The sequence below is a fragment of the Mycobacterium sp. SMC-18 genome (assembly GCF_045310895.1).
Taxonomy (GTDB): Bacteria; Actinomycetota; Actinomycetes; order Mycobacteriales; family Mycobacteriaceae; genus Mycobacterium.
In genome coordinates, this window is the sequence record NZ_JBJIAL010000029.1 from 1 (window position 1) to 20,819 (window position 20,819).

Below are 20,819 nucleotides of genomic sequence, written 5' to 3' on the forward strand. Positions count from 1 at the left end.
AGCGTTCACCATGACTCGTTGATCACAACGCGTGAACCACGCCAGATCCGAAGTCCACCACTCCCCGGGACGCTATCCCGGCGCCAGCAGATTGGTCAGCGGGATCAGCGCGTTCAACCCGACCAGGAGCAGCTGATTCGTCGCATCCTCGACGTTGCCCTTCGTCAGATCGTTGACGGCGGCCGCCAACAGCGGTGGCACGGCCGTCGTCAGATTGGTCCCGATCTGGCCGAGGGTGCTGCCCAGCGCGTTCAACAGCGGCGGCGCCGGTGCGAACGGCACGGCCGGCTGCGGAGTCGGGTCGACCTTGACCGAACCCGGCGACGACACCAGCTTCAGCAGGTCCTGCAGCGCGGCGAGTTGGTTGTTGAGGGCCGCGGTCAGGATCGGCGTCGGCCCGTTGGTCTGTGCCGTGCTCACGATGGTCTGCAGGCTGGCGACGGTGTTGTTGAACGCCTGCGCGTACGCCTCGAAGGGGTTGATGGTGGCGGTCAGACGTACCGCGGTGCGCTCGATCTGAGCTTCCATGTGGTGAATCTGGGTACTGACGGTCGGCGCCATGACCGGGGCGACGGCGATAGCCGCGGCCCCGGCCAGGGACACGCCGACGGAAGCGAACGGTCGAGCGGCGGTGTGCATGGCGGGCCCTTTCAAAGGCTCAGAATCGGACATTCGGCGAACTGACTTTCGCGTAAGTTCGCCCTGATTCTGGCTTCGAGAGGTGGGTCGCCCGCTAGCGACGAATGACTCTATTTTCGACGGCGTCAGATGCGCCGGTACAGCCCTTTCCCGGTGATGAGCGGCAGGTCCAGCGTCGTGCGGATGCCCGGCTCGGCGGCCACGACCGCCGGGATCGCGTTCACGACGCGGGCAGCGGTGGCAACGAGTCCGGCGTGATTGTGGTCGCCCTTGCCGCTGCTCAGGCACAGGTCCAGGGCGTACGACGGCTCGCCGGTCACCTCGACGCGGTACGAGCCGCCCTCCTGCGCGGGCTGTGGCCAGTCGGGGCAGAGATCGTCACGGAGGCGGGTGATGTGCTCGAGCACGACGGCCGGGTGGCCGTCCTTCATGCCGCGCACCTCGAACCGCATGGCTGCCGTCGTGCCCGCCGGGATGTGGCCCGACGCGATGTCGAAGTCCTCGGGCGCGGGCACCCGGGCGTGCGTCTCGGTCACCTCGTCGAGTTCGATGCCGAGACCCGCGGCCAACTGCCGCACGACCGAACCCCACGCCAGGCTCAGCACGCCGGGCTGCAGCAGCATCGGTAACTCATCGATGGGCTTGCCGAAGCCCATCACGTCGAACATCACCGTCGCGCTGTCGTAGGTGGCGTAGTCGACGATCTCCATGCACCGGACCTGCTCGACGCTCTGACAGGTGCCCATGAGGGCAAGGGGGAGAAGGTCATTGGCGAAGCCCGGGTCGATGCCGTTCACAAACAGCGACGAACCGCCTTGTTGTGCGGCGTCTTCGAGCGGCGCGATCAGTTCGGCGGGCAGCACCTGCCACGGATACTGCAGGAACACCGCCGCACTGGCGACGACGTTGATCCCGGCGGCCAGGATGCGGCGGTAGTCCTCCAGCGCCTCGGGCAGCCGGTTGTCTGCCATCGCCGTGTAGACGACGCAGTCGGGCTTGCTCGCCAAGATGGCGTCGAGGTCGTCGGTGGCCGTGACGCCGGTCGAAATATCAAGTCCGGCAAGCTCTCCGGCGTCTTTGCCGGCCTTGGCGGCAGAGGACACCCAGACGCCGGTCAGTTCGTAGGCGGGGTCATTGATGAGCTGAGTCAGGGCATGGCGGCCGACGTTGCCAGTGCCGACTGCGGCGACTTTGATGGGCATGCAGACGTTCCTCACAGGTCCGGGATGGGGAGATCAAGGTTGGGAAACGTGAGGCCGCCGTCGACCTCCAGCACCTTGCCGGTGACGTAGGCACCGGCCGGGGAGGCCAGGTACAGCGCGGCGGCCGCGATGTCCTCCGGGTCGCCGAGGCGGCGCATCGGGGTGGCCTTCTCCATGGGGTCGCGTAACGCCTCGTTGGAGGCGACGATGTCCAGCGCGGAGGTCAGGATCGAACCGGGCGCGATGCCGTTGACCCGGATCTTCGGGCACAGGTCCATGGCGGCGAGCTTGGTGTAGTGCGCGAGTGCCGCTTTGGCCGTGCCGTATGCGGCGAATCCGCGGCCCGCCAGCCGGCCGACGGCTGAGGTGATGTTGATGACGCTGCCACCGCCGGCGTGCTCCAGCATCAGCGGGACCGCCGCCTGTGTCAGTGCGTGCGCGGTGGCGACGTTGAAGGTGAAGGCGTCTTTGAGATCCTGCGGCGAGGTGTACATCAGCGGCCCGGGCATGGTGCCGCCGACGTTGTTGACGACGACATCTAGTCGGCCGAACGCCTCGACCGCCGCGGCGGCGAGCTTGGCGGTCTCGTCCGGGTGGGCGAGGTCGGCGGCGATGACGTGCGCCTTGCGGCCGGCGGCCTCGACCTGCGCGGCGACCTCGTGCAACTGAGACTCGGTCCGCGCGGCAATCAGCACGTCAGCACCGGCTTCGGCGAATGCGACGGCAATGGCCGCGCCGAGGCCGCGGCCCGCGCCGGTCACCACCGCTACCTGGTCGTCGAGCCGGAATCTGTCCAGAATCACGTGTGCCTCACTCGCGTCGTCGTGGTCGTTGTTAGGCACGCTAGCAAGTTTGGGACGCCGCGGGAACGAATTTCTAGAACACGTTTCAATTGCTGCGAATGCGTTGACCGCTCCGGCTGATACGTACACGTGGGGTGCTATGGCGAGCGTGCGGGTTTGGACCGGATCGGCGGGCGAAACCAGACAAAAGCGACACGTTCGTCGTAGGACGCGCGGGCGGCCCCGGTGAGAGACCGCCGACCGCTCAGGACCGCGACTTCGCGCTGGACTTGGCGCCGGACTTCGAGCCGGCCTTGGCGGTGGACTTCCGCGACTTCACGCTGGCCTCCAGCTTGGCCAGCAGATCGGAGACGTCCTCGGTCGCGTCCAGCTCGGTCGCCGCTTCCTCGGTGGTGAACGCCTCGCCGCCCGCGATCTTGGCTTCGATGAGCTCTTCCATCTGCTCGCGGTAGGTGTCGTGGAACTGCTCGGGCTGGAAGTCCTCGGTCATCGAGTCCACCACCTGGCCGGCCATCGTCAGCTCGGCCTTCTTGATCTCGACTTCCTTGTCCAGCACCGGGAAATCCGGATCGCGAATCTCGTCGGGCCACAGCAGCGTGTGCACGATCATCACGTTGCGCTTGCCGAAATCCTTGACGCGCAACGCCGCCAGCCGCGTCTTGTTACGCAGCGAGAAATGCACGATGGCCACGCGGTCGGTCTGCGCCAACGTCTGGGCCAGCAGCACGTACGACTTCGAGGACTTCGAGTCCGGCTCGAGGAAATAACTGCGGTCGTACATGAGCGGATCGATCTGCTCGGCCGGGACGAACTCGACGACCTCGATCTCGCGGCTGCGCTCTTCCGGCAGCGTGGCGATGTCCTCGTCGGTGATGATGACGGTCTGGCCGTCCTCCGATTCGAAAGACTTGGCGATATCCCGAAACTCGACGACCTCGCCGCAGACCTCGCACACCCGCTTGTATCGGATGCGGCCGTTGTCCTTGGCGTGCACCTGATGAAACTTGATGTCGTGATCCTCAGTGGCGCTGTACACCTTCACCGGCACATTGACCAGACCGAAGGCGACTGACCCCTTCCAGATGGACCGCATACCCCAGTATGGCCCATGATCGCGCCGTGGCTTGGATACTTGAGGTGTGGAGCAATTCGGACGGGTGCGGCTGACCAACCCCGACAAGGTGCTCTATCCGGCGACCGGCACCACCAAGGCCGACGTTTTCGACTATTACCTCGCCGTCGCCGGCGCGATGTTGCCGCACATCGCGGGCCGTCCCGTCACCCGTAAACGGTGGCCCAATGGTGTTGCGCAGCAGCCGTTCTTCGAGAAGCAGCTGGCGTCGTCGGCGCCGGAGTGGCTGGAGCGCGGCGCCATCACGCATCGCAGCGGAACCACCGTCTATCCGATCATCGACACGCCCGAGGGGCTGGCCTGGATCGCCCAACAGGCGTCGTTGGAAGTGCATGTGCCGCAATGGCGCTTTGTCGGTGGGGGCGGCGGGCCGGGCGAGGCCCCGGCGCCCGGGCCCGCGACACGCATCGTGTTCGACCTGGATCCGGGCGAGGGTGTCACGATGGCGCAGTTGTGCGAGGTGGCGCGTGCCGTCCGCGAACTCGTCGCCGGCATGGATCTGGAGGCCCATCCGGTGACCAGCGGCAGTAAGGGTTTACACCTGTATGTGCCGCTGGCCTCGCCCGTCAGCTCCCGCGGTGCGTCGGCTGTCGCCAAACGTGTTGCCCAGCAACTCGAATCGTCGATGGGTGGGCTGGTCACCGCGACCATGACCCGCAGTCTGCGGGCCGGCAAGGTGTTTCTGGACTGGAGCCAGAACTCCGCGGCCAAGACGACGGTGGCACCGTACTCGTTGCGCGGCCGCGACGAGCCGACGGTGGCGGCGCCGCGTACCTGGGAGGAACTCGACGATCCCGAGTTGCGCCAGCTGCGGTTCGACGAGGTGCTGGCCCGCCTGGCCGACGACGGCGATCTGCTCGCGGACATGGACGGCGACGCGCCGGTGGCCGACCGGCTCACCACCTACCGCAGCATGCGGGACCCCGGTCGCACGCCGGAGCCGGTGCCCGCGGCCCCGCCCGCATCGGGTCTCAACAACCGCTTCGTCATCCAAGAACACCACGCCCGCCGGCTGCACTACGACTTCCGGCTCGAACGCGACGGCGTGCTGGTCAGTTGGGCTGTCCCGAAGAACCTTCCGGACACCTCGACCGTCAACCACCTGGCGGTGCACACCGAAGACCACCCGCTGGAGTACGCCACCTTCGAAGGCGACATCCCCAAGGGCGAATACGGCGGCGGGCACGTCACGATCTGGGATTCGGGCACCTACGACACCGAAAAGTTCCGGGACCCAGGCGAAAACGGCGAGGTCATCGTCAACCTCCACGGCAGCCGGGTCTCCGGGCGCTACGTGCTGATCCAGACCGAAGGTAAGAACTGGCTGGTGCGCCGGATGAAAGAGCAACGGCTGCAACCCATGCTGGCCACGCACGGCTCGGTGGGCCGGCTGTCTCCGGACCACTGGGCCTTCGAAGGAAAGTGGGACGGCTACCGGCTCCTGGTCGACGCCGACCACGGCCGAATTCGGCTGACCGCTCGCAGCGGCCGTGACGTCACGGGAGAATTCCCGCAACTGCAGTCGTTGGCAGCCGATCTCGCCGACCACCACGTGATCCTCGACGGCGAGGTGGTGGCGTTGCAGGACGGTGTGCCGAGCTTCCAGGCCATGCAGAACCGCGGATCCGGCAGCCACATCGAATTCTGGTGTTTCGACATCCTGTCCCTCGACGGACGCGACCTGACCCGCGCGAAGTACCGGGATCGGCGAAAGTTGTTGGAGACCTTGGCCTCTGACGGTGCGCTGACGGTACCGCCACTGCTGCCGGCGGAAGACCCCCTGAAGTTCGCCGATGAGCGCGGCTATGAAGGGGTGGTCGCGAAGAAATGGGATTCGGGGTACCGGCCGGGGCGGTCGGAGGCCTGGGTGAAGGACAAGTTCTGGCGCACACAGGAAGTGGTGATCGGCGGCTGGCGGGCCGGGGAGGGCGGCCGCACCAGCGGTATCGGGGCGCTGCTGGTCGGGGTTCCCGAAGGCGACGGCCTGCAGTTCGCCGGCCGCGTCGGTACCGGGTTCACCGACAAGATGCTGGCTGATCTGAAGGCGATACTCAAGCCGCTCGAGACGCGCGAATCACCTTTTACCGCACCGCTTTCCACCCTGGATGCCAAAGGCGTGACCTACGTGCGGCCCGAACTGGTGGGCGAGGTGCGCTACAGCGAGCGCACCACGGACAACCGCTTGCGCCAGCCCAGCTGGCGTGGCCTCCGCCCCGACAAGACGCCCGCAGAGGTCACCTGGGAGTGATTTGTGCACGATTTTCCGCGGCAGGCGCGGATTTTCGTGCACAAATCACGGCAGGCAGAGTGCGGCGGCGACGGCCTCTTCCAGCCCGCGCGTCGCCAGCTGATCGGCCAACTCGTTGTCGGTGATGCCGGAGTGCCCCTTGACCCAGAACCACTCGACCTGGTGCCGGGCGCAGGCCGCCTGCAGCCGCTGCCACAGGTCGACGTTCTTCACGGGCTGCTTCGACGCCGTCATCCAGCCGTTGCGCTCCCAGCCGTACACCCACTTGGTGATGCCGTTGCGGACGTAGGTGCTGTCGGTGTGCAGGTGCACCACGACAGGCCGCGTCAACGCCTCGAGCGCCATGATCGGCGCCATCAGCTCCATGCGGTTGTTGCTGGTTTCACCGGCCTCGCCGCCGAACATTTCGCGCACGTGATGGCGCATGCGCAGCACCGCACCCCAGCCGCCGGGGCCGGGGTTGGGGCGGCAGCCGCCGTCGGTGTGGATGACCACGACGTCGTCGGTAGCGGAGTCGCTCATCGGCTGAGAATAGGTGCCGAGATCATCGCCGTGCGGACCGACATCCCGAATTCGTGATGCCGCAGCGTGGTGATCCGGCGTCCGGGTTGCACCGCCGGTTTGACGGGCGCGGTGCGGTCAGCGAAGAAGGCGGCGGTGGCATCGATGTCGTCGACGACGTAGGTCAGGCCCCACAACGTGGACGGGCCGTCGCCCGTGGCGCCGGGCGACCCGACGACCTCGAGGATCACCTCGCCCAGCCGGAAGAAGATCTGCCGCATCGGCCGGCCGCCCAGTTCGCCGTCCCGTTCGCGGCGCGGATGGACGTCGACGGCCGCCAGCGCCGCGACGGTCCGTTTCAAGTCGGGTGACAGCAGCACGACGTGGTCGACCGATACCGCGCCGTTGGGGTGCTCGGCGGGCGTCGGCGGCGGCGCGTCCGATCGCGTGGTGGGGATGCCGTCGAGCGGCTGGTCGGACGGCACGCCGCGCAGTGCCCATCCGACGATGCCCGTGCCACGCTCGCGTCCGACCAACCGCATACGGACGCCGCCGACCCGGCATACGCCGTCCGGCTCGACGGTGAAGCCGGCCGCGGTCCACGCGTCGGCGGGGTCGGCGACCTCGAATTCATCGACGCTGACGGTCATTGCCCGGCCTCGTCGACCGTCACCCGGAGTCGTGGCGGTTTCGTATCCGGCGCCACCCGTGCCCACACCGCGTCGACCATGGGCGCCAACAGTAGTTCGCCCATCTGCCGGGCGAGCACGGCGACGACCTGGGTGTTCTCGCGGCGCGTGGTCGAGGCGCGACCGGTCTTGCGGGCCGCCCGGACCTCGCGTTGCGTGAGGTCGACGATGACGTCGACCAGGTGGCTGTCGGCGACGTTCGGTTGCAGCAGGGCCCGGCGCACGTAGTCGACCACCGCCGGATTGGCCCGCAGCATGTCGCGGACGGCGGCGTCGCGCACGGCGGTGGAGGCGTCTTCGGGCACCTCGGCAAGCGCACCCGCGAAGTAGTCGACCACCAGCTGGTCCACCGCGTTCCGCAGGCCGGCCTTGGTCTTGAAGTGGTGCTGCACCAGCCCGACCGCGACGCCTGCCTCCGCGGCGATGGCGCGCAACGAGATTCGGTCTTCGCCGTGTTTGGCGTACAGGTCCAGCGCGGTGTTGCGGATGCGCGCTTTGGCTGTCAGGTCGTCGACAGTTGCCCTCGGATCAACCATCAGACCTCCCATCGGCAACCGGATCAATGTACTGTACACATGAACAGGGGCCTATACAGTTGTATAGCGCGCAGAATTTAGCGAGGTGGACCAATGTCAGAGCTCTTCCCGAAGTACCGGGCCAGCTGGGAGACCGATCAGCACCGCGAGCTGCGTCAGCACGCGGCGGCGTTCCTGGCCAAGGAGGCCACGCCCAACCAGGAGCGGTGGGCCAAGAACCACCAGGTCGACCGCGAGTTCTGGAACAAGCTCGGCGACGCCGGCCTGCTCGGCCTGGACCTGCCCGAGGAGTACGGCGGCGCGGGCGGTGACTTCGGCTTCTCGGCCGTGGTGGCCGAAGAGTTTGCGCTGGCTCATGATTCGGCCTCGGGCTGGTCGGTGCACTCGCCGATCGTGGCGCACTACATCGACACCTACGGCAACGCGGAGCAGAAGGCCCGTTGGATGCCGAAGATCATCAGCGGCGAGACGGTGCTGGCCATCGCGATGACCGAGCCGGGCACTGGTTCGGACCTGCAGGCCGTCCGCACCACCGCCATCCGCGATGGCGACCACTACGTCATCAACGGCTCAAAGACCTTCATCTCCAACGGATCTCTGTGCGACATGGTGGTGATCGTCGCCAAGACCGATCCCACGCAGGGCGCGGCCGGGGTGTCGCTGATCGTCGCCGAGGTCAACGACCTGCCGGGCTTCGAGCGCGGCCGGGTGCTGGAGAAGGTCGGTCAGCACGGCCAGGACACCCGCGAGCTGTTCTTCAGCGACATGCGCGTGCCGGTCACCAACCTGCTCGGTGAGCAGGAAGGTCTGGGCTTCTACCAGCTGATGTCGCAGCTGGCCCGCGAACGGCTCGTCATCGGATCGATCTGCGCCGGCATGGCCGAGGCCGCGGTGCTGGAGGCCATCAAGTACACCAAGCAGCGCGAGGCCTTCGGCAAACCGCTGATCAACTTCCAGCACAACCGATTCCAGCTCGCCGAGCTCAAGGCCGAGGTGCTGTCCATCAAGACCACGGTGGACTACTGCGTGCAGTCGCTGATCGACGGCGACAACGATCCGGCGATCGCCTCCATGGGAAAGCTGATCGCCGCGGACCGGGCCGTGGCCGTCGTCGACCGCTGTGTGCAGTTCTTCGGCGGGTACGGCTACATGATGGAGTACCCGATCGGCCGGGCCTACGCCGCGGCGCGCGTGAACAAGATCTACGGCGGCACAAGCGAAATCATGAAGGAGATCATCAGCCGCACGCTGTGATCCAGCCAGCGAGCCGGGGCACTTCCCGCTCGCGAACTGGGGGCACCTCCCGCTGGGGGACTGCTCGCCAGACTTGGCGATCCGTGGCAAGGTGATTACATGAGTGCCTCGGATGAGTACAGCGTCGACGATGAGGATCAGCTGACCCAGGAGGACATGCTGATCGACCGCGGTGTCGATGACCTGCTGGACGAGGGCTACTCGCCGCCCGACAAATGGCGTGAGCCCCGGGACCAAGAGACCCTCGACGAGCTGCTCGCCGAGGAAGAGCCGGACCCGGCGCTGCAGCTTGACGAGGGTGACGATCCCGACGAGCAGTGGGGCGAAGACGAGGTCGGTGACCAGCGGTCCGGCCGGCTCGTGGCCGGCGAGCAGGACGGTGAGCTGCTTGCCGGGGACGTCGGCATCGACGGGAGCGCGGCCTCCGCCGAGGAGGCCGCGGTCCACGTCATCGACGAGTAGTCGCGCTCAGACCTTGGCGATGACGTTCTCGGCGAACATCTCCAGGTGCTTGATCTTCTCGTCGAGCGGCTGGGTGTCCTCGCCCATGATGTAGGGCACGCGGAAGCCGACGATGACGTCGGTGACGCCCTTGTCCTCGAGGCGCTTCACGCCGTCGACGGTGAAGCCGTCGATCGAGATGACGTGGATCTGGAACTCGTCGCACAGCCCGATGCGCTCTTCGGATTCGCGGTACTGCGCGAGCTTCTTGAGCAGCGGGTCGAGCTCAGCCGGGTCGCCGCCGCCATGCATCCAGCCGTCGTTGCGGGCGGCGCGCTTGAGTGCGGCGTCGGCGTGGCCACCGACCAGGATCGGCACCGGCTTGGTCGGCGCCGGCGTCATCTTGGTCTTGGGAATGTCGTAGAACTCGCCGTGGTACTCGAAGTAGTCGCCCTGCGTCAGGCCGCGGATGACGTCGATGCACTCGTCCATGCGCTTGCCGCGGCGGGCGAACGGCACACCCATGACCTCGTAGTCCTCCGGCCACGGGCTGGTGCCCACGCCCAGGCCCAGGCGGTTGTCGAACATCGCGGCCAGCGAGCCGGCCTGCTTGGCCACCAGCGCCGGCGGCCGGATGGGCAGCTTCAGCACGAAGATGTTGAAGTGCAGCTTGGTGGTGACCGCGGACAGCGCGCCGATCAGGGCGAACGACTCGATGAACGACTTGCCGTCGAGGAACTCGCGGCTGCCGTCGGCGGTGTACGGGTAGGTCGAGTCGGACTCGAAGGGGTACGCGATGCTGTCCGGGATGGTCATCGCGTGGTAGCCGGCCTCGTCCGCCGCCTTGGCCAGCGGGATGTAGTAGGACGGGTCGGTCATCGCTTCGGCGTAGGTGAACCTCATGAAGCGATACTAGAACGTGTTCTAGTTTCATGGGCCGGGTACGGCCCATTCAGTGGTCGTCAGTTCAGCGGGAACGGCGGCAACCCGGTGCCGCTGATCGCGTAGCCGCCCTGCTGGCTGCGCTCGGTGACGCGTGCCGTTGCAGTGCGCTCGCCCACGGCCACGGTGACGGCAGTGCGCGGCAGCTCGTCGAGCGTCTCGAAAACCGTTCCCCGCCAGTGGTACTGGCCGTCGATCGGATCGAGGTGCCCGGCCAGCCGGACCCGGACGTCGCGGCCGTCGATCGTGGCGGGTCCGTCGTACAGGTCTTCGGGTTCGGCGATCTCGGCTCGCGCAGCCGGCGCGACAGAACCGCCGGGCAGGAATCCGCTCCGCCGCCACAACCGCCGCGCGATGGGGCCGAGGAGTCCAACTTCCTCCAGGAATGACGCCAGCGGCGCGAAGCCGGCGATCTGTGTCTCGATCCGGTGCGGCGACGTCCGCGCCATGCGGCGCGCGGCCCGCGCGTCCAGCCCCACGCGGCGGTACTGCACCTTGTTGGTGAACAGGAACCGGAAGAACAGGCCGCCCACGCCGTTGAGGTTACCGATCCAGAAGCGCTTGGCCCACGACATCTCCGGCGCCCGCTTGCGCAGGCCGTCGCGGGCGAACTGGATGTGCCGGGCCTCCTCGGTGACGTGAATTCGCATGAGCCGCTGCACCATCGGCTGCAGCTCGGGATCGTCCATCATCTGCCGCTGCAGTGAATCGAAAATCTCCTCGCCGATCAGCGCCGCCACCCACAGCACCGAGCCCTGGAACGCGAACGGCAGCATGTTGATGATGGTGCGCTGGTACCACTTGGGGCGTACCGGGTCGGCGCCCACCTTCTCGATGGCCTTGCCGAACATCACCATGTGGCGGGTCTCGTCGCCGAGTTCGGTCAGCTCGTAGTGGGTGGCACTCGCCGTCGGGTCCTGATGCATCGCCTTGCGCAGCAGGGCCTGGTTGAGGATGTTCTCGAACCAGATGCCCGCCGACAGGGTGTTCACCAGTTCCTGGCGTGACAGCTCGATCTGCTCGGCCCGGCTCATCGACTCCCAGAGCGGGGTGCCGTACAGCGACACCACTTTCGGCGGCAGGAAGTACTTGTCCGGGTCGATCGGCGCGTCCCAGTCGATGTCGACGATCGGCGCGTAAGACTTGCGTACCGAGCCTTTGAGCAGGCGTTCGGCGAATTCCGCGCGCGTCGTCTGGCCTTTGACCGAAGCTGTCATCGTTGACATCCCTTCGAAAGTGTCCGTAATCCGAAGCTACGTCCGATACCAGAGGTAGTCAATACCTGCGGTACTGGATAAAACTGCGGCCGCCTCAGGCCGCTAGCCTTCGCGGATGCGCACAATCCACGTCATCGGTATCGGCGCCGGCGACCCGGAGTACGTCACCGCCCAAGCCATCGCGGCGCTCAACGACACGCAGGTGTTCTTCGCGATGGACAAAGGCGACACCAAGGACGATCTCGTCGCGCTGCGCCGGCTGATCTGCGAGCGCTTCATCGAAGACCCCGGCTACCGGTTCGTGGCACTGCCCGATCCCAAGCGGGCCAAAGATCGCGAGTACCACGAGGCCGTCGCCGAATGGCATGCCGCGCGGGCCCGGCTGTGGGCGCAGGCCATCGAGACCGAACTGCGGCCGGATGGCGTGGGCGCCTTTTTGGCGTGGGGCGACCCGTCGCTCTACGACAGCACGCTGCGCATCCTGGACCGCGTCGCCGAACACGTCGAGTTCGAGTTCGACGTCATCCCCGGCATCACCGCCATCCAGGCGCTCACCGCTCGACATCGCATCCCGCTCAACGACATTGGCGAGCCGGTGCTCATCACGACGGGGCGTCAGCTGCGTGAGCACGGGCTGGCGGGGGCCGCGGTGGTGATGCTCGACGGCGAGTGCTCGTTCCTGGAATGCCCACCGCAGACGCGGATTTGGTGGGGCGCCTACCTCGGCACCCCGGACGAGATGCTGATCGCCGGGACCGTCGGCGAGGTCGGGGAACGCATCGCGCGGGAGCGGGCCGACGCCCGGGCGCGGCACGGCTGGATCATGGACACCTACCTGCTGCGGGCAGAATCGACAGCATGAAATCGCTGCTGGTTCGTGCTGGGTTGACCGGCCTGGCGTTGTGGTTGGTCACGCGCATGGTGTCGGGGATCTACTTCGTCTTCCCCGTGGGCGCCGGCCAACTCGAGCGGGTCGGCATCATCCTGGTGGTGGCGTTCGTCTTCGGGTTGGTCAACGCCATCATCAAGCCGATCGTGCAGCTGTTCGCGATCCCGCTCTACATCCTCACGCTCGGCCTCATCCACATCGTCATCAACGCCTGGATGCTGTGGATCACCTCGTGGATCACCGAGAACACCACCCACTGGGGCCTGGGGATCGACCAGTTCTGGTTCACGGCGATCTGGGCGGCGATCCTGCTGTCAATCGTCGGCTGGGCGCTGGGTCTGGTGCAGCGCGCCATCGAGAGCTAGGGATTTGTGCACGTTTTTCCGCGCCGACCGCGGAAAAACGTGCACAAATCCCTACGTCAGGGACGCCCGGATCGCGTGTAACTCGTTGGCGCCGAACGCCGGTGGCTCGGTGATCTCGGCTGCCGGCCGTCCGGTGCGCACCGCGTCGGCCAGATCGCCGAGCGTCGCGGTCAGTCGCTGGGCGTCGGCGGGGGTGAACGGTGCTTCGGACTGCTCCGTGGCCCATGCAGTGGCGAGTGTGCGGTAGGCCAGTTGCTCGGTTGCGACGATGATCGGCCAAAGTCGTTCTGCCGCAACCCGACTGCGGCTCGATCCGCCGATGGCGGTGTCGTACACCGGAAGCATGGCCATCGCCCGTACCTGCAGATCGCGACGGTCGTTGCGGGCCTGATCGGTGGTCACCTGACCTGCGGCCAGATGTCCGACCACGACCGCGACCGCATCCAGCGTGGCCGCGATCGACTCGGCGGGGCGCGCCGCGGGATGGCCGCGCCGCGTCACCCACAACACCAGAAGTGCCACCGCGCAACCGATCACGGTGTCGATACCGCGGGCGAGCAGCATGGCGGGCACGTCGGCGATGTGGTGTCCGCCCGACGCGATGGTCAAGGCCGCGGGCGTGATGAAGATGACCGCGACGGTGTAGTTACGCACCACGAACATCTCGATGACGAACTGCAACGTACCGACGATCAGGGCCAGCCACGGTCCACCCGGTGCCGCGATCAAGATGCCCCCGGCCAGCACCAGGCCGAGCCACGTGCCCAGGGTGCGTTCGAGGCCGCGTTGCACCGTGCGCCGCCAGTCGAAGCCCTGGTGCAGCATCAGCACTGCCGCCGCCATCGCCCAGTACGCGTGGTCCATGTTCAGGCCGACGGTGACGGTTCCGGCGATCGCGACGGCGACCGCGGTGCGCAGGGCCGCGGTCAGCGGGGGAGCCCCCGGCGTCATCGCCCGGCGCAGCAGCGTCGCGACGGACGGCCGCCCGAGCGGGATCAGGCCCGCGAAACTGCCGCCGATGTCGTCGGGCACCGTGCCCAGTTGCCGGGCCAGTGCGGCGCTGTCGACGGACAGCGGCCGGCCGTGATCGGCGGCAGCCATGGCCTCGGCGAACAGTACATGTAGTCGGCGGTTCGTCATCCGCAGTCGATACAGGGTGTCGTCAGGCTTGGGGTGCACCGGCTGGAACGTGACGAGCGTGATCCACGCTTCGTGCAAGAGTTGAGCGGCGCGGTGCCGCGCATCGGGCGAAGACGTTTCGATGTAGGTGGCCACCGCTTCGGCGGCACCGGCCACCGCAGCGCGCTCGGGCCCGCGGGGGCGGACCAGTACGCCGGCCATGTGCACCACCCAGGCGAACGCGCCGCCGGCCAGTACCAGCGCACCCAGCCGCCAGGGACTCAGGTGCTCGGCCGCGATCCCGACCGCCGCCGCGCACGCCAGCACTGGCATGTAGGCGCCGGGCGGTCCGACCGACAGGGCCTGGCAGATCAGTACGGCGGCCATCGCGATGACGCTCACCACGAGAACCGCCGACCACGGGGTTGCCGCCGCCCAGTCGCCGAGCGCCACGACCACCGCGAACGAGACCGCGATGGCGCCGAGATACATCGCACGGTTGAGATACGGCCGTCCGCTGCCGTACAGCGAGGTGAAACCACCGATGGTGGCGACCAGCCCGGCCGGCACGTCTCCTGCCGCCCACCCGGCGAGAATCGGCACCACCATGCAGATCGACGCCCGCAGTGCGAACGGCCAGCGACGCGGCACGCTGTTGATGACCAGCATGCGTCGCAGCGGATTGGTGGCCGGGGCGGGCGCCGAGCGGTCTGCCATGTGTACAGCATGCGGTACATCCAGTCGCTAGCCTGAACCCATGCCGGAACTTCCCGAGGTCGAGGCGCTCGCCGATCACCTGCGTCGTCATGCGGTCGGACTGCCGGTGGGCCGCGTCGACGTCTCCGCCCTGTCGGTGCTCAAAACCTTCGACCCGCCGCCGACGGCGTTGTACGGCAAGGAGGTGACGGGCGCCAACCGCTGGGGCAAGTACCTGGGGCTGCAGGTCGGCGACCTGCACCTGATCACCCACCTGTCACGGGCGGGCTGGCTGCGCTGGTCGGAGAAGCTGGCGGCCGCGCCGCTGAAACCGGGCAAGGGCCCGATCGCGCTGCGGGTGCATCTCGGAAAGCCGGGTGAGGCACCGGGTTTCGACCTCACCGAGGCGGGGACCCAGAAGCGGCTGGCGGTCTGGCTCGTGAACGATCCATTGGCCGTGCCGCAGATCGCCACGCTGGGTCCGGACGCGCTATCGCTCGGGCCGGCGGAGTTGGCAGCGGTGCTGGCCGGCAACACCGGCCGGATCAAGAACGTCATCACCGATCAGCGCGTGATCGCCGGGATCGGCAACGCCTACAGCGACGAAATTCTGCATGTGGCCAAACTTTCGCCGTTCGCGACCGCGGGCAAGCTGACGCCCGAACAACTGAGTGCGCTGCACGACGCGATGATCTCGGTGCTCACCGATGCGGTGACCCGATCGGTCGGGCAGGGGGCGGCAACCCTCAAGGGGGAGAAGCGCTCTGGGCTCCGGGTCCATGCCCGAACCGGGCTGCCGTGCCCGGTCTGCGGTGACACCGTCCGGGAAGTGTCCTTCGCGGACAAGTCTTTTCAGTACTGCGCGACGTGCCAGACCGGCGGCAAGGTGCTGGCCGACCGGCGGATGTCGAAACTGCTCAAGTGATTCAGTTGCAGTAGTTCTTGGTCGCCGCCACCAGTGCCTGCTGGTACAGCGGGTCGAGGTGCCGTTGCTCGGTGACTTGTGTTCGAGCGGCGTCCACCGCACCCGGGCATCCAGGGCCGTGCAGGACACTCTGGTGTGCCGCCAGCTCGGCGACCATGGTGCGGTTGAAACCGTCTATCGCCGTGCGTGATTCGGACAGATCCGGGGCGGTGGTGGGAGCCGCGGCCGGATCGAACTTCCACTGGCTGAACCGCAGGTACTCGATGCCCTCGGTGGCGTGAATCTGATCGGTGAACACCTGCCGCACGAACACCGGGTCGACGCCGGACGCGGTGGCCTGGGCGCCGACCGCATTCAGCACCTGCTGCACCCGTGCGGGATCCTCGATCGAGCCGCCGCTGATCCACTTGACGGCGGCCACCGGATCGGCGGTCTGCAGCCGCTGGGCGGCGGTGTCAACCAGCCGGAACAGCTGATCGTCGTCGGCGTGGGCGAGCGGCAGCCACGTCATGCCCATGGCGGCAATCAACAGGGCGGCGAGCTTCATCCTTCGATCCTGCACCATGCAACCTTTCTTGACAGGTGTCGAGTTGGTTACGCTGCAGGCATGACTCGGCAGAAGATCCTCATCACCGGCGCGAGCTCGGGCCTGGGCGCCGGTATGGCCCGGCAGTTCGCCGCCAAGGGCCGCGACCTCGCGCTGTGCGCTCGCCGGCTGGACAACCTGGAAGAACTGAAGGCCGAACTGACGGCGCAGTACCCTGGGGTGACGGTGGCCATCGCGGCGCTGGACGTCAACGACCACGACCAGGTGCCCAAGGTGTTCGAGGAACTGTCCGATCAGTTGGGCGGTATCGACTGCGTCATCGTCAACGCCGGCATCGGCAAGGGCTACCCGCTGGGCGGCGGCAAGCTGTGGGCCAACAAGGTGACCATCGAGACGAATCTCGTTGCGGCGCTGGTGCAGATCGAAACGGCACTGGAGATGTTCAAGGCCACGGGCCGCGGCCATCTGGTCCTGGTGTCGTCGGTGCTCGGCAACGTCGGGGTGCCCGGGTTCAAGGCCGCGTACGCCGCGAGCAAGGCCGGCGTCACGTCGCTGGGTGAGTCGCTGCGTGCCGAGTACCCGTCCGGACCCATCAAGATCACGGTCCTCGAGCCCGGCTACATCGAGTCGGAGATGACCGCGAAAGCCGGCTCCACGATGCTCATGGTCGACAACGAGACCGGTGTGAAGGCCATGGTCGACGCCATCGAGAAGGAGAAGGGCCGCGCCGTCGTCCCCGGCTGGCCGTGGTGGCCGCTGGTCGAGGTGATGAAGCTGGTGCCGCCGCGGTTCACCAAGTACTTCGCCTAGGGATTTGTGCACGATTTTCCGCGCCGGCCGCGGATTTTCGTGCACAAATCCCTAGGAAACGCGGCCGCGCTCCGCTCGGTAGCGGCGCACCAGGGCGTCGGTGGAGCTGTCGGACTGCGGTGCGGGCGCGGCGTCGGCCGTGATGACCGGCAGCAGGGCCTTGGCCTGCGTCTTACCGAGCTCGACACCCCACTGATCGAACGAGTCGATGCCCCAGATGACGCCCTCGGTGAACACCTGGTGCTCGTACAGCGCGATCAACTGCCCGACCACCGACGGCGTCAGCTTGGTCGCCAAAATCGAAGTGGTGGGCCGGTTTCCGGGCATCACCTTGTGCGGGACGACGGCAGCAGGGGTGCCTTCGGCGGCAATTTCCTCGGCGGTCTTGCCGAACGCGAGCACCTGGGTCTGGGCGAAGAAATTGCTCATCAGCAGGTCGTGCATGCTGCCGGTGCCGTCGGCGGTGGGCAGATCATCGGTCGGCTCGCTGAAGCCGATGAAATCGGCCGGCACCAGCCGCGTGCCCTGGTGCAGCAGTTGGTAGAAGGCGTGCTGGCCGTTGGTTCCCGGTTCACCCCAGAAGATCTCGCCGGTGTCGGTGCTCACCGGAGTGCCGTCGGCGCGCACCGATTTGCCGTTGGACTCCATGGTCAGCTGCTGCAGGTAGGCGGCGAACCGGGCCAGGTCGTTGGAGTAGGGGAGCACCGCACGCGCTTGTGCCCCAAAGAAATCCGAGTACCACAGGCCGATGAGCCCGAGCAGCGCCGGCGCGTTCGCCTCCAGCGGCGCGGTGCGGAAGTGCTCGTCGACCAGGTGGAAGCCGGCCAGGAATTCGCCGAAGCGCTCCTTGCCGATGACGGCCATCACCGACAGCCCGATGGCACTGTCGACGGAGTAGCGGCCGCCGACCCAATCCCAAAAGCCGAACATGTTCGCGGTGTCGATGCCGAACTCGGACACCAGCTTTGCGTTGGTCGACACCGCGACGAAGTGCTTGGCGACGGCTTCCGATCCAGCCCCGTCGCCCAGTCCTTCAATCAGCCAGCGCCGGGCGGCGGTGGCGTTCGTCAGCGTTTCCAGCGTCGAGAACGTCTTGGAGGCGACGATGAAAAGCGTTGTGGCAGGGTCGAGTCCGTCGAGCTTGGCCACCAGGTCGGCCGGGTCGACGTTCGACACGAACCGCGCCGTGATGCCCGCGTCGGCGTAATGGCGCAGCGCCTGGTCGACCATCACCGGGCCCAGGTCGGAGCCACCGATGCCGATGTTGACGACGGTCGTGATGCGCTGCCCGGTGGCCCCGGTCCACTCACCGCTGCGCAGCCGGTCGGTGAAGGTGCCCATCTCGTCGAGTACCGAGTGCACGTCGGCGACCACGTCCTGACCGTCGACCACCAACGAGGCGCCGCGGGGCAGCCGCAGCGCCGTGTGCAGCACGGCGCGGTCCTCGGAGGTGTTGATGTGTTGGCCCGCGAACATGGCGTCGCGCCGCTCCTCGAGGCCGGCCGCACGGGCCAGATCGAGCAGCAGGGCAAGGGTTTCCCTGGTCACGCGGTGCTTGCTGTAGTCGATGTACAGATCGCCGACGGTCAGCGTCAGCTCCCGGCCGCGGTCCGGGTCGTCGGCGAACAACTCGCGCAGCGTGGTCGCCTCGACCGCGGCGTGGTGCGCGCTGAGCGCCTTCCAGGCTGAGGTGGTCGTGATGTCGGCAGCGGGAGTCTGATCAGCCATGCCTCAAACCCTAGTGTGACGTAGGAAACGCCGCCGTACATGATGGGTGTATGGACATCGCCGCGCTGTTGTCGTCTGTCCCAACTGGCCTCTGGATCGGCGGTGAGGAGCGCGCCGGTCAATCCACGTTCGAAGTGCTCAACCCGGCAACCGAGGACGTCATCGTCCGCGTCGCCGACGCCGCGCCGCAGGACGGCATCGCCGCACTCGACGCCGCGGAGGCCGTCGAAAAGGAGTGGGCGGCAACCCCGCCCCGTGAGCGCGGCGAAATCCTGCGGTCGGTGTTCGAGACCATCACCGCCCGCGCCGAGGATCTCGCGATGTTGATGACGCTCGAGATGGGCAAGGTGCTCGCCGAGAGCCGCGGCGAGGTCAAGTACGGCGCTGAGTTCTTCCGCTGGTTCGCCGAAGAGGCCGTCCGCATCGGCGGCCGCTACACCCCCAGCCCAGCAGGTACCGGGCGCATCGTCGTCACCAAGTCGCCCGTCGGCCCGTGTTACGCGGTGACGCCGTGGAACTTCCCGCTGGCCATGGGCACCCGCAAGATCGGCCCGGCCCTGGCGGCCGGCTGCACCATGGTGGTCAAGCCCGCCGCCGAAACCCCGCTGACCATGTTGCTGCTGGCCAAACTGATGGCCGACGCGGGGCTGCCCAAGGGAGTGTTGTCGGTGCTGCCGACCACCAGTCCGGGTGAACTGACCGCCGCGCTGGTCAACGACGGCCGGCTGCGCAAGCTGACCTTCACCGGGTCGACGGGCGTCGGCCGGGCGCTGGTGCAGCAGGGCGGCGAGAAGCTGCTGCGCATGTCGATGGAACTCGGCGGCAACGCGCCGTTCCTGGTGTTCGACGACGCCGACATCGATGCCGCCGTCGACGGCGCGATCCTCGCCAAGATGCGCAACGGCGGCGAGGCCTGTACGGCGGCCAACCGCTTCCACGTCGCCAATGCGGTGCGGGAGGAGTTCACCACGAAGCTGGTGCAGCGGATGAGCGAGTTCACGCTCGGCAACGGCCTGGACGAGAACGCGACGCTCGGCCCGCTCATCAACGCCAAGCAGCTCGGCACCGTCACCGACCTGGTGTCCGACGCGGTGTCGCGCGGCGCGACCGTCGCCGTCGGCGGCACGGCCCCGGGCGGCCCCGGCTACTTCTATCCGGCGACGGTCCTGGCGGACGTCCCTGCCGATGCCCGCATCCTGCGGGAGGAGGTGTTCGGGCCCGTCGCTCCCGTGACGGGATTCGACACCGAGGACGAGGCGATCGCCGCGGCCAACGACACCGAGTACGGTCTGGCGGCCTACATCTACACGCAATCGCTCGACCGGGCGCTACGGGTGTCTGAGGCGCTGGAGTCCGGCATGGTCGGCGTCAACCGGGGCGTCATCTCGGACCCGGCGGCGCCGTTCGGCGGGGTGAAGTCGTCAGGGTTCGGCCGCGAAGGCGGCACCGAAGGTATCGAGGAGTACCTCGACACCAAGTACATCGCCCTGACGCCTTGACTCCCTGACGCCTTGGCGCCTCTCACCCCTGACGCCCCTCACCCTTGGCGCGAGCGGCCGTGTCTGTACGCAACACGCCGTGGTTGCTTATACAAATGGGGCCGCTCACCGGCCGCGAAGGTGCGCAAACCACACACCGAAGTCGGTGTGTCGCCGTACAGACACGGCCGCTCACCAGGCGCGAGGGTGCGCAAACCACACACCGAAGTTGGTGTGTCGCCGTACAGACACGGCCGCTCGCGCAAAGTTTGGTCGCGGGAAGTTTGGTCAGTGAGCGGAGGTCAGTGGCCGAGGCGGCCGCGGCCGAGACGCAGCAGCAGCATGGCGAGGTCTTTGCCCTCGGGGCCCAGCTCGCTGTAGCGCTCGATGACCTTCATCTCGCGGCTGTGCACCAGCCGGGTGCCGCCGGAGGCCATGCGGGCCTTGCCGATCATCTTGGAGACCTCGGTGCGACGGGCGACGGCCGCCAGGATGGTGGCGTCCAGCTCGTCGATCTCCAGGCGGAGCTCGTCGATGTTGGGGAGTTCAGTTTCGGTCGACATGGTTTCCTCGCTGTTGGTGGATTCTGGTGTCATCCGAATTCAGGCCTCACACAACAAACGAGCCCCGGATCCGGATGCGGACCACGGGGCTGAAG

The 20,819-nt window shown here is 67.3% G+C and carries 21 protein-coding genes and 1 pseudogene; 9 read left to right on the top strand and 13 right to left on the bottom strand.

Going from position 1 to position 20,819, the window contains the following annotated elements:
* Positions 1-72: 72 nt before the first annotated feature.
* The 4 genes from ACJH6J_RS21430 to ACJH6J_RS21445 all read right to left on the bottom strand — a co-directional run bounded on the left by ACJH6J_RS21430 (position 73) and on the right by ACJH6J_RS21445 (position 3,737).
* Entirely contained in the window at positions 73-639 is a 567-nt protein-coding gene (locus tag ACJH6J_RS21430; protein ID WP_406804501.1) for a hypothetical protein, read from the bottom strand.
* A gap of 125 nt (positions 640-764) precedes the next feature.
* On the bottom strand, positions 765-1,841 hold the full coding sequence (locus ACJH6J_RS21435) for a diacylglycerol kinase (RefSeq protein WP_318987162.1): 1,077 nt from the start codon (positions 1,839-1,841) through the stop codon (positions 765-767).
* Positions 1,842-1,852: 11 nt separating this feature from the next.
* On the bottom strand, positions 1,853-2,644 hold the full coding sequence (locus ACJH6J_RS21440; protein WP_318987178.1) for an SDR family oxidoreductase: 792 nt from the start codon (positions 2,642-2,644) through the stop codon (positions 1,853-1,855).
* Between the two features lie 244 nt (positions 2,645-2,888).
* The gene (locus ACJH6J_RS21445; RefSeq protein ID WP_318987163.1) at positions 2,889-3,737 is read right to left on the bottom strand and encodes a Ku protein; all 849 of its coding nucleotides are present in this window, start codon (positions 3,735-3,737) and stop codon (positions 2,889-2,891) included.
* A 46-nt stretch (positions 3,738-3,783) separates the two neighbouring features.
* On the opposite strand from ACJH6J_RS21445, the gene ligD reads away from it, so the two are divergent.
* A complete protein-coding gene (gene ligD / locus ACJH6J_RS21450) occupies positions 3,784-6,024 on the top strand; it encodes a non-homologous end-joining DNA ligase (RefSeq protein ID WP_346416122.1) in 2,241 nt (746 codons plus the stop codon).
* A gap of 45 nt (positions 6,025-6,069) precedes the next feature.
* Here ligD and rnhA read toward each other — a convergent pair whose 3' ends face one another.
* The 3 genes from rnhA to ACJH6J_RS21465 are packed head-to-tail and all read right to left on the bottom strand — an operon-like array spanning position 6,070 to position 7,750.
* Positions 6,070-6,546: a ribonuclease HI gene (rnhA, locus tag ACJH6J_RS21455; protein WP_212813016.1), complete on the bottom strand. Its 477-nt coding sequence runs from the start codon at positions 6,544-6,546 to the stop codon at positions 6,070-6,072.
* Positions 6,543-7,175, bottom strand: a complete 633-nt coding sequence (locus ACJH6J_RS21460; protein ID WP_346416123.1) for a glyoxalase — start codon at positions 7,173-7,175, stop codon at positions 6,543-6,545. The genes rnhA and ACJH6J_RS21460 overlap by 4 nt, the downstream gene beginning before the upstream one ends.
* Positions 7,172-7,750, bottom strand: coding sequence for a TetR/AcrR family transcriptional regulator (locus ACJH6J_RS21465; protein ID WP_020099003.1), 579 nt, complete (start codon positions 7,748-7,750; stop codon positions 7,172-7,174). Before ACJH6J_RS21465 ends, ACJH6J_RS21460 begins: the two co-directional genes overlap by 4 nt.
* A gap of 93 nt (positions 7,751-7,843) precedes the next feature.
* Here ACJH6J_RS21465 and ACJH6J_RS21470 point away from each other — a divergent pair, with 93 nt between their 5' ends.
* Both ACJH6J_RS21470 and ACJH6J_RS21475 read left to right on the top strand, forming a co-directional pair.
* Positions 7,844-9,004: an acyl-CoA dehydrogenase family protein gene (locus ACJH6J_RS21470; protein WP_346416124.1), complete on the top strand. Its 1,161-nt coding sequence runs from the start codon at positions 7,844-7,846 to the stop codon at positions 9,002-9,004.
* 99 nt (positions 9,005-9,103) lie between these two features.
* On the top strand, positions 9,104-9,466 hold the full coding sequence (locus ACJH6J_RS21475; RefSeq protein ID WP_406804502.1) for a DUF5709 domain-containing protein: 363 nt from the start codon (positions 9,104-9,106) through the stop codon (positions 9,464-9,466).
* Between the two features lie 6 nt (positions 9,467-9,472).
* Here the strand turns inward: ACJH6J_RS21475 and ACJH6J_RS21480 are convergent, their stop codons facing one another.
* Both ACJH6J_RS21480 and ACJH6J_RS21485 read right to left on the bottom strand, forming a co-directional pair.
* A complete protein-coding gene (locus ACJH6J_RS21480; protein WP_318987168.1) occupies positions 9,473-10,348 on the bottom strand; it encodes an LLM class flavin-dependent oxidoreductase in 876 nt (291 codons plus the stop codon).
* Between the two features lie 59 nt (positions 10,349-10,407).
* On the bottom strand, positions 10,408-11,604 hold the full coding sequence (locus ACJH6J_RS21485) for a diiron oxygenase (protein ID WP_406804503.1): 1,197 nt from the start codon (positions 11,602-11,604) through the stop codon (positions 10,408-10,410).
* Positions 11,605-11,719: 115 nt separating this feature from the next.
* Between ACJH6J_RS21485 and cobF the strand changes: the two genes are divergently transcribed.
* Both cobF and ACJH6J_RS21495 read left to right on the top strand, forming a co-directional pair.
* Positions 11,720-12,466 (top strand): precorrin-6A synthase (deacetylating), encoded by a 747-nt coding sequence (cobF, locus tag ACJH6J_RS21490; RefSeq protein WP_406802356.1) that lies wholly within the window; start codon positions 11,720-11,722, stop codon positions 12,464-12,466.
* Positions 12,463-12,858, top strand: coding sequence for a phage holin family protein (locus tag ACJH6J_RS21495; protein WP_318987171.1), 396 nt, complete (start codon positions 12,463-12,465; stop codon positions 12,856-12,858). Before cobF ends, ACJH6J_RS21495 begins: the two co-directional genes overlap by 4 nt.
* 51 nt (positions 12,859-12,909) lie before the next feature.
* Here the strand turns inward: ACJH6J_RS21495 and ACJH6J_RS21500 are convergent, their stop codons facing one another.
* The gene (locus ACJH6J_RS21500) at positions 12,910-14,694 is read right to left on the bottom strand and encodes an FUSC family protein (protein ID WP_406802354.1); all 1,785 of its coding nucleotides are present in this window, start codon (positions 14,692-14,694) and stop codon (positions 12,910-12,912) included.
* 40 nt (positions 14,695-14,734) lie between these two features.
* Here ACJH6J_RS21500 and ACJH6J_RS21505 point away from each other — a divergent pair.
* Both ACJH6J_RS21505 and ACJH6J_RS21510 read left to right on the top strand, forming a co-directional pair.
* Positions 14,735-14,977: pseudogene (locus ACJH6J_RS21505) on the top strand (DNA-formamidopyrimidine glycosylase family protein); the annotation flags it as partial.
* Between the two features lie 147 nt (positions 14,978-15,124).
* Positions 15,125-15,598, top strand: coding sequence for a zinc finger domain-containing protein (locus ACJH6J_RS21510; protein ID WP_346416179.1), 474 nt, complete (start codon positions 15,125-15,127; stop codon positions 15,596-15,598).
* 1 nt (position 15,599) lies between these two features.
* Here the strand turns inward: ACJH6J_RS21510 and ACJH6J_RS21515 are convergent, their stop codons facing one another.
* The gene (locus ACJH6J_RS21515; protein WP_406784709.1) at positions 15,600-16,145 is read right to left on the bottom strand and encodes a chorismate mutase; all 546 of its coding nucleotides are present in this window, start codon (positions 16,143-16,145) and stop codon (positions 15,600-15,602) included.
* A gap of 60 nt (positions 16,146-16,205) precedes the next feature.
* On the opposite strand from ACJH6J_RS21515, the gene ACJH6J_RS21520 reads away from it, so the two are divergent.
* Positions 16,206-16,955 (top strand): SDR family oxidoreductase, encoded by a 750-nt coding sequence (locus tag ACJH6J_RS21520; protein ID WP_346416128.1) that lies wholly within the window; start codon positions 16,206-16,208, stop codon positions 16,953-16,955.
* A 51-nt stretch (positions 16,956-17,006) separates the two neighbouring features.
* Here ACJH6J_RS21520 and pgi read toward each other — a convergent pair whose 3' ends face one another.
* Positions 17,007-18,683 (bottom strand): glucose-6-phosphate isomerase, encoded by a 1,677-nt coding sequence (gene pgi, locus ACJH6J_RS21525; protein ID WP_406784708.1) that lies wholly within the window; start codon positions 18,681-18,683, stop codon positions 17,007-17,009.
* 50 nt (positions 18,684-18,733) lie between these two features.
* Here pgi and ACJH6J_RS21530 point away from each other — a divergent pair, with 50 nt between their 5' ends.
* The gene (locus ACJH6J_RS21530) at positions 18,734-20,182 is read left to right on the top strand and encodes an NAD-dependent succinate-semialdehyde dehydrogenase (RefSeq protein ID WP_318987221.1); all 1,449 of its coding nucleotides are present in this window, start codon (positions 18,734-18,736) and stop codon (positions 20,180-20,182) included.
* A 281-nt stretch (positions 20,183-20,463) separates the two neighbouring features.
* Here ACJH6J_RS21530 and ACJH6J_RS21535 read toward each other — a convergent pair whose 3' ends face one another.
* Complete coding sequence (locus ACJH6J_RS21535) at positions 20,464-20,757, bottom strand: chorismate mutase (protein WP_020099016.1); 294 nt, start codon at positions 20,755-20,757, stop codon at positions 20,464-20,466.
* Positions 20,758-20,819: the final 62 nt, after the last annotated feature.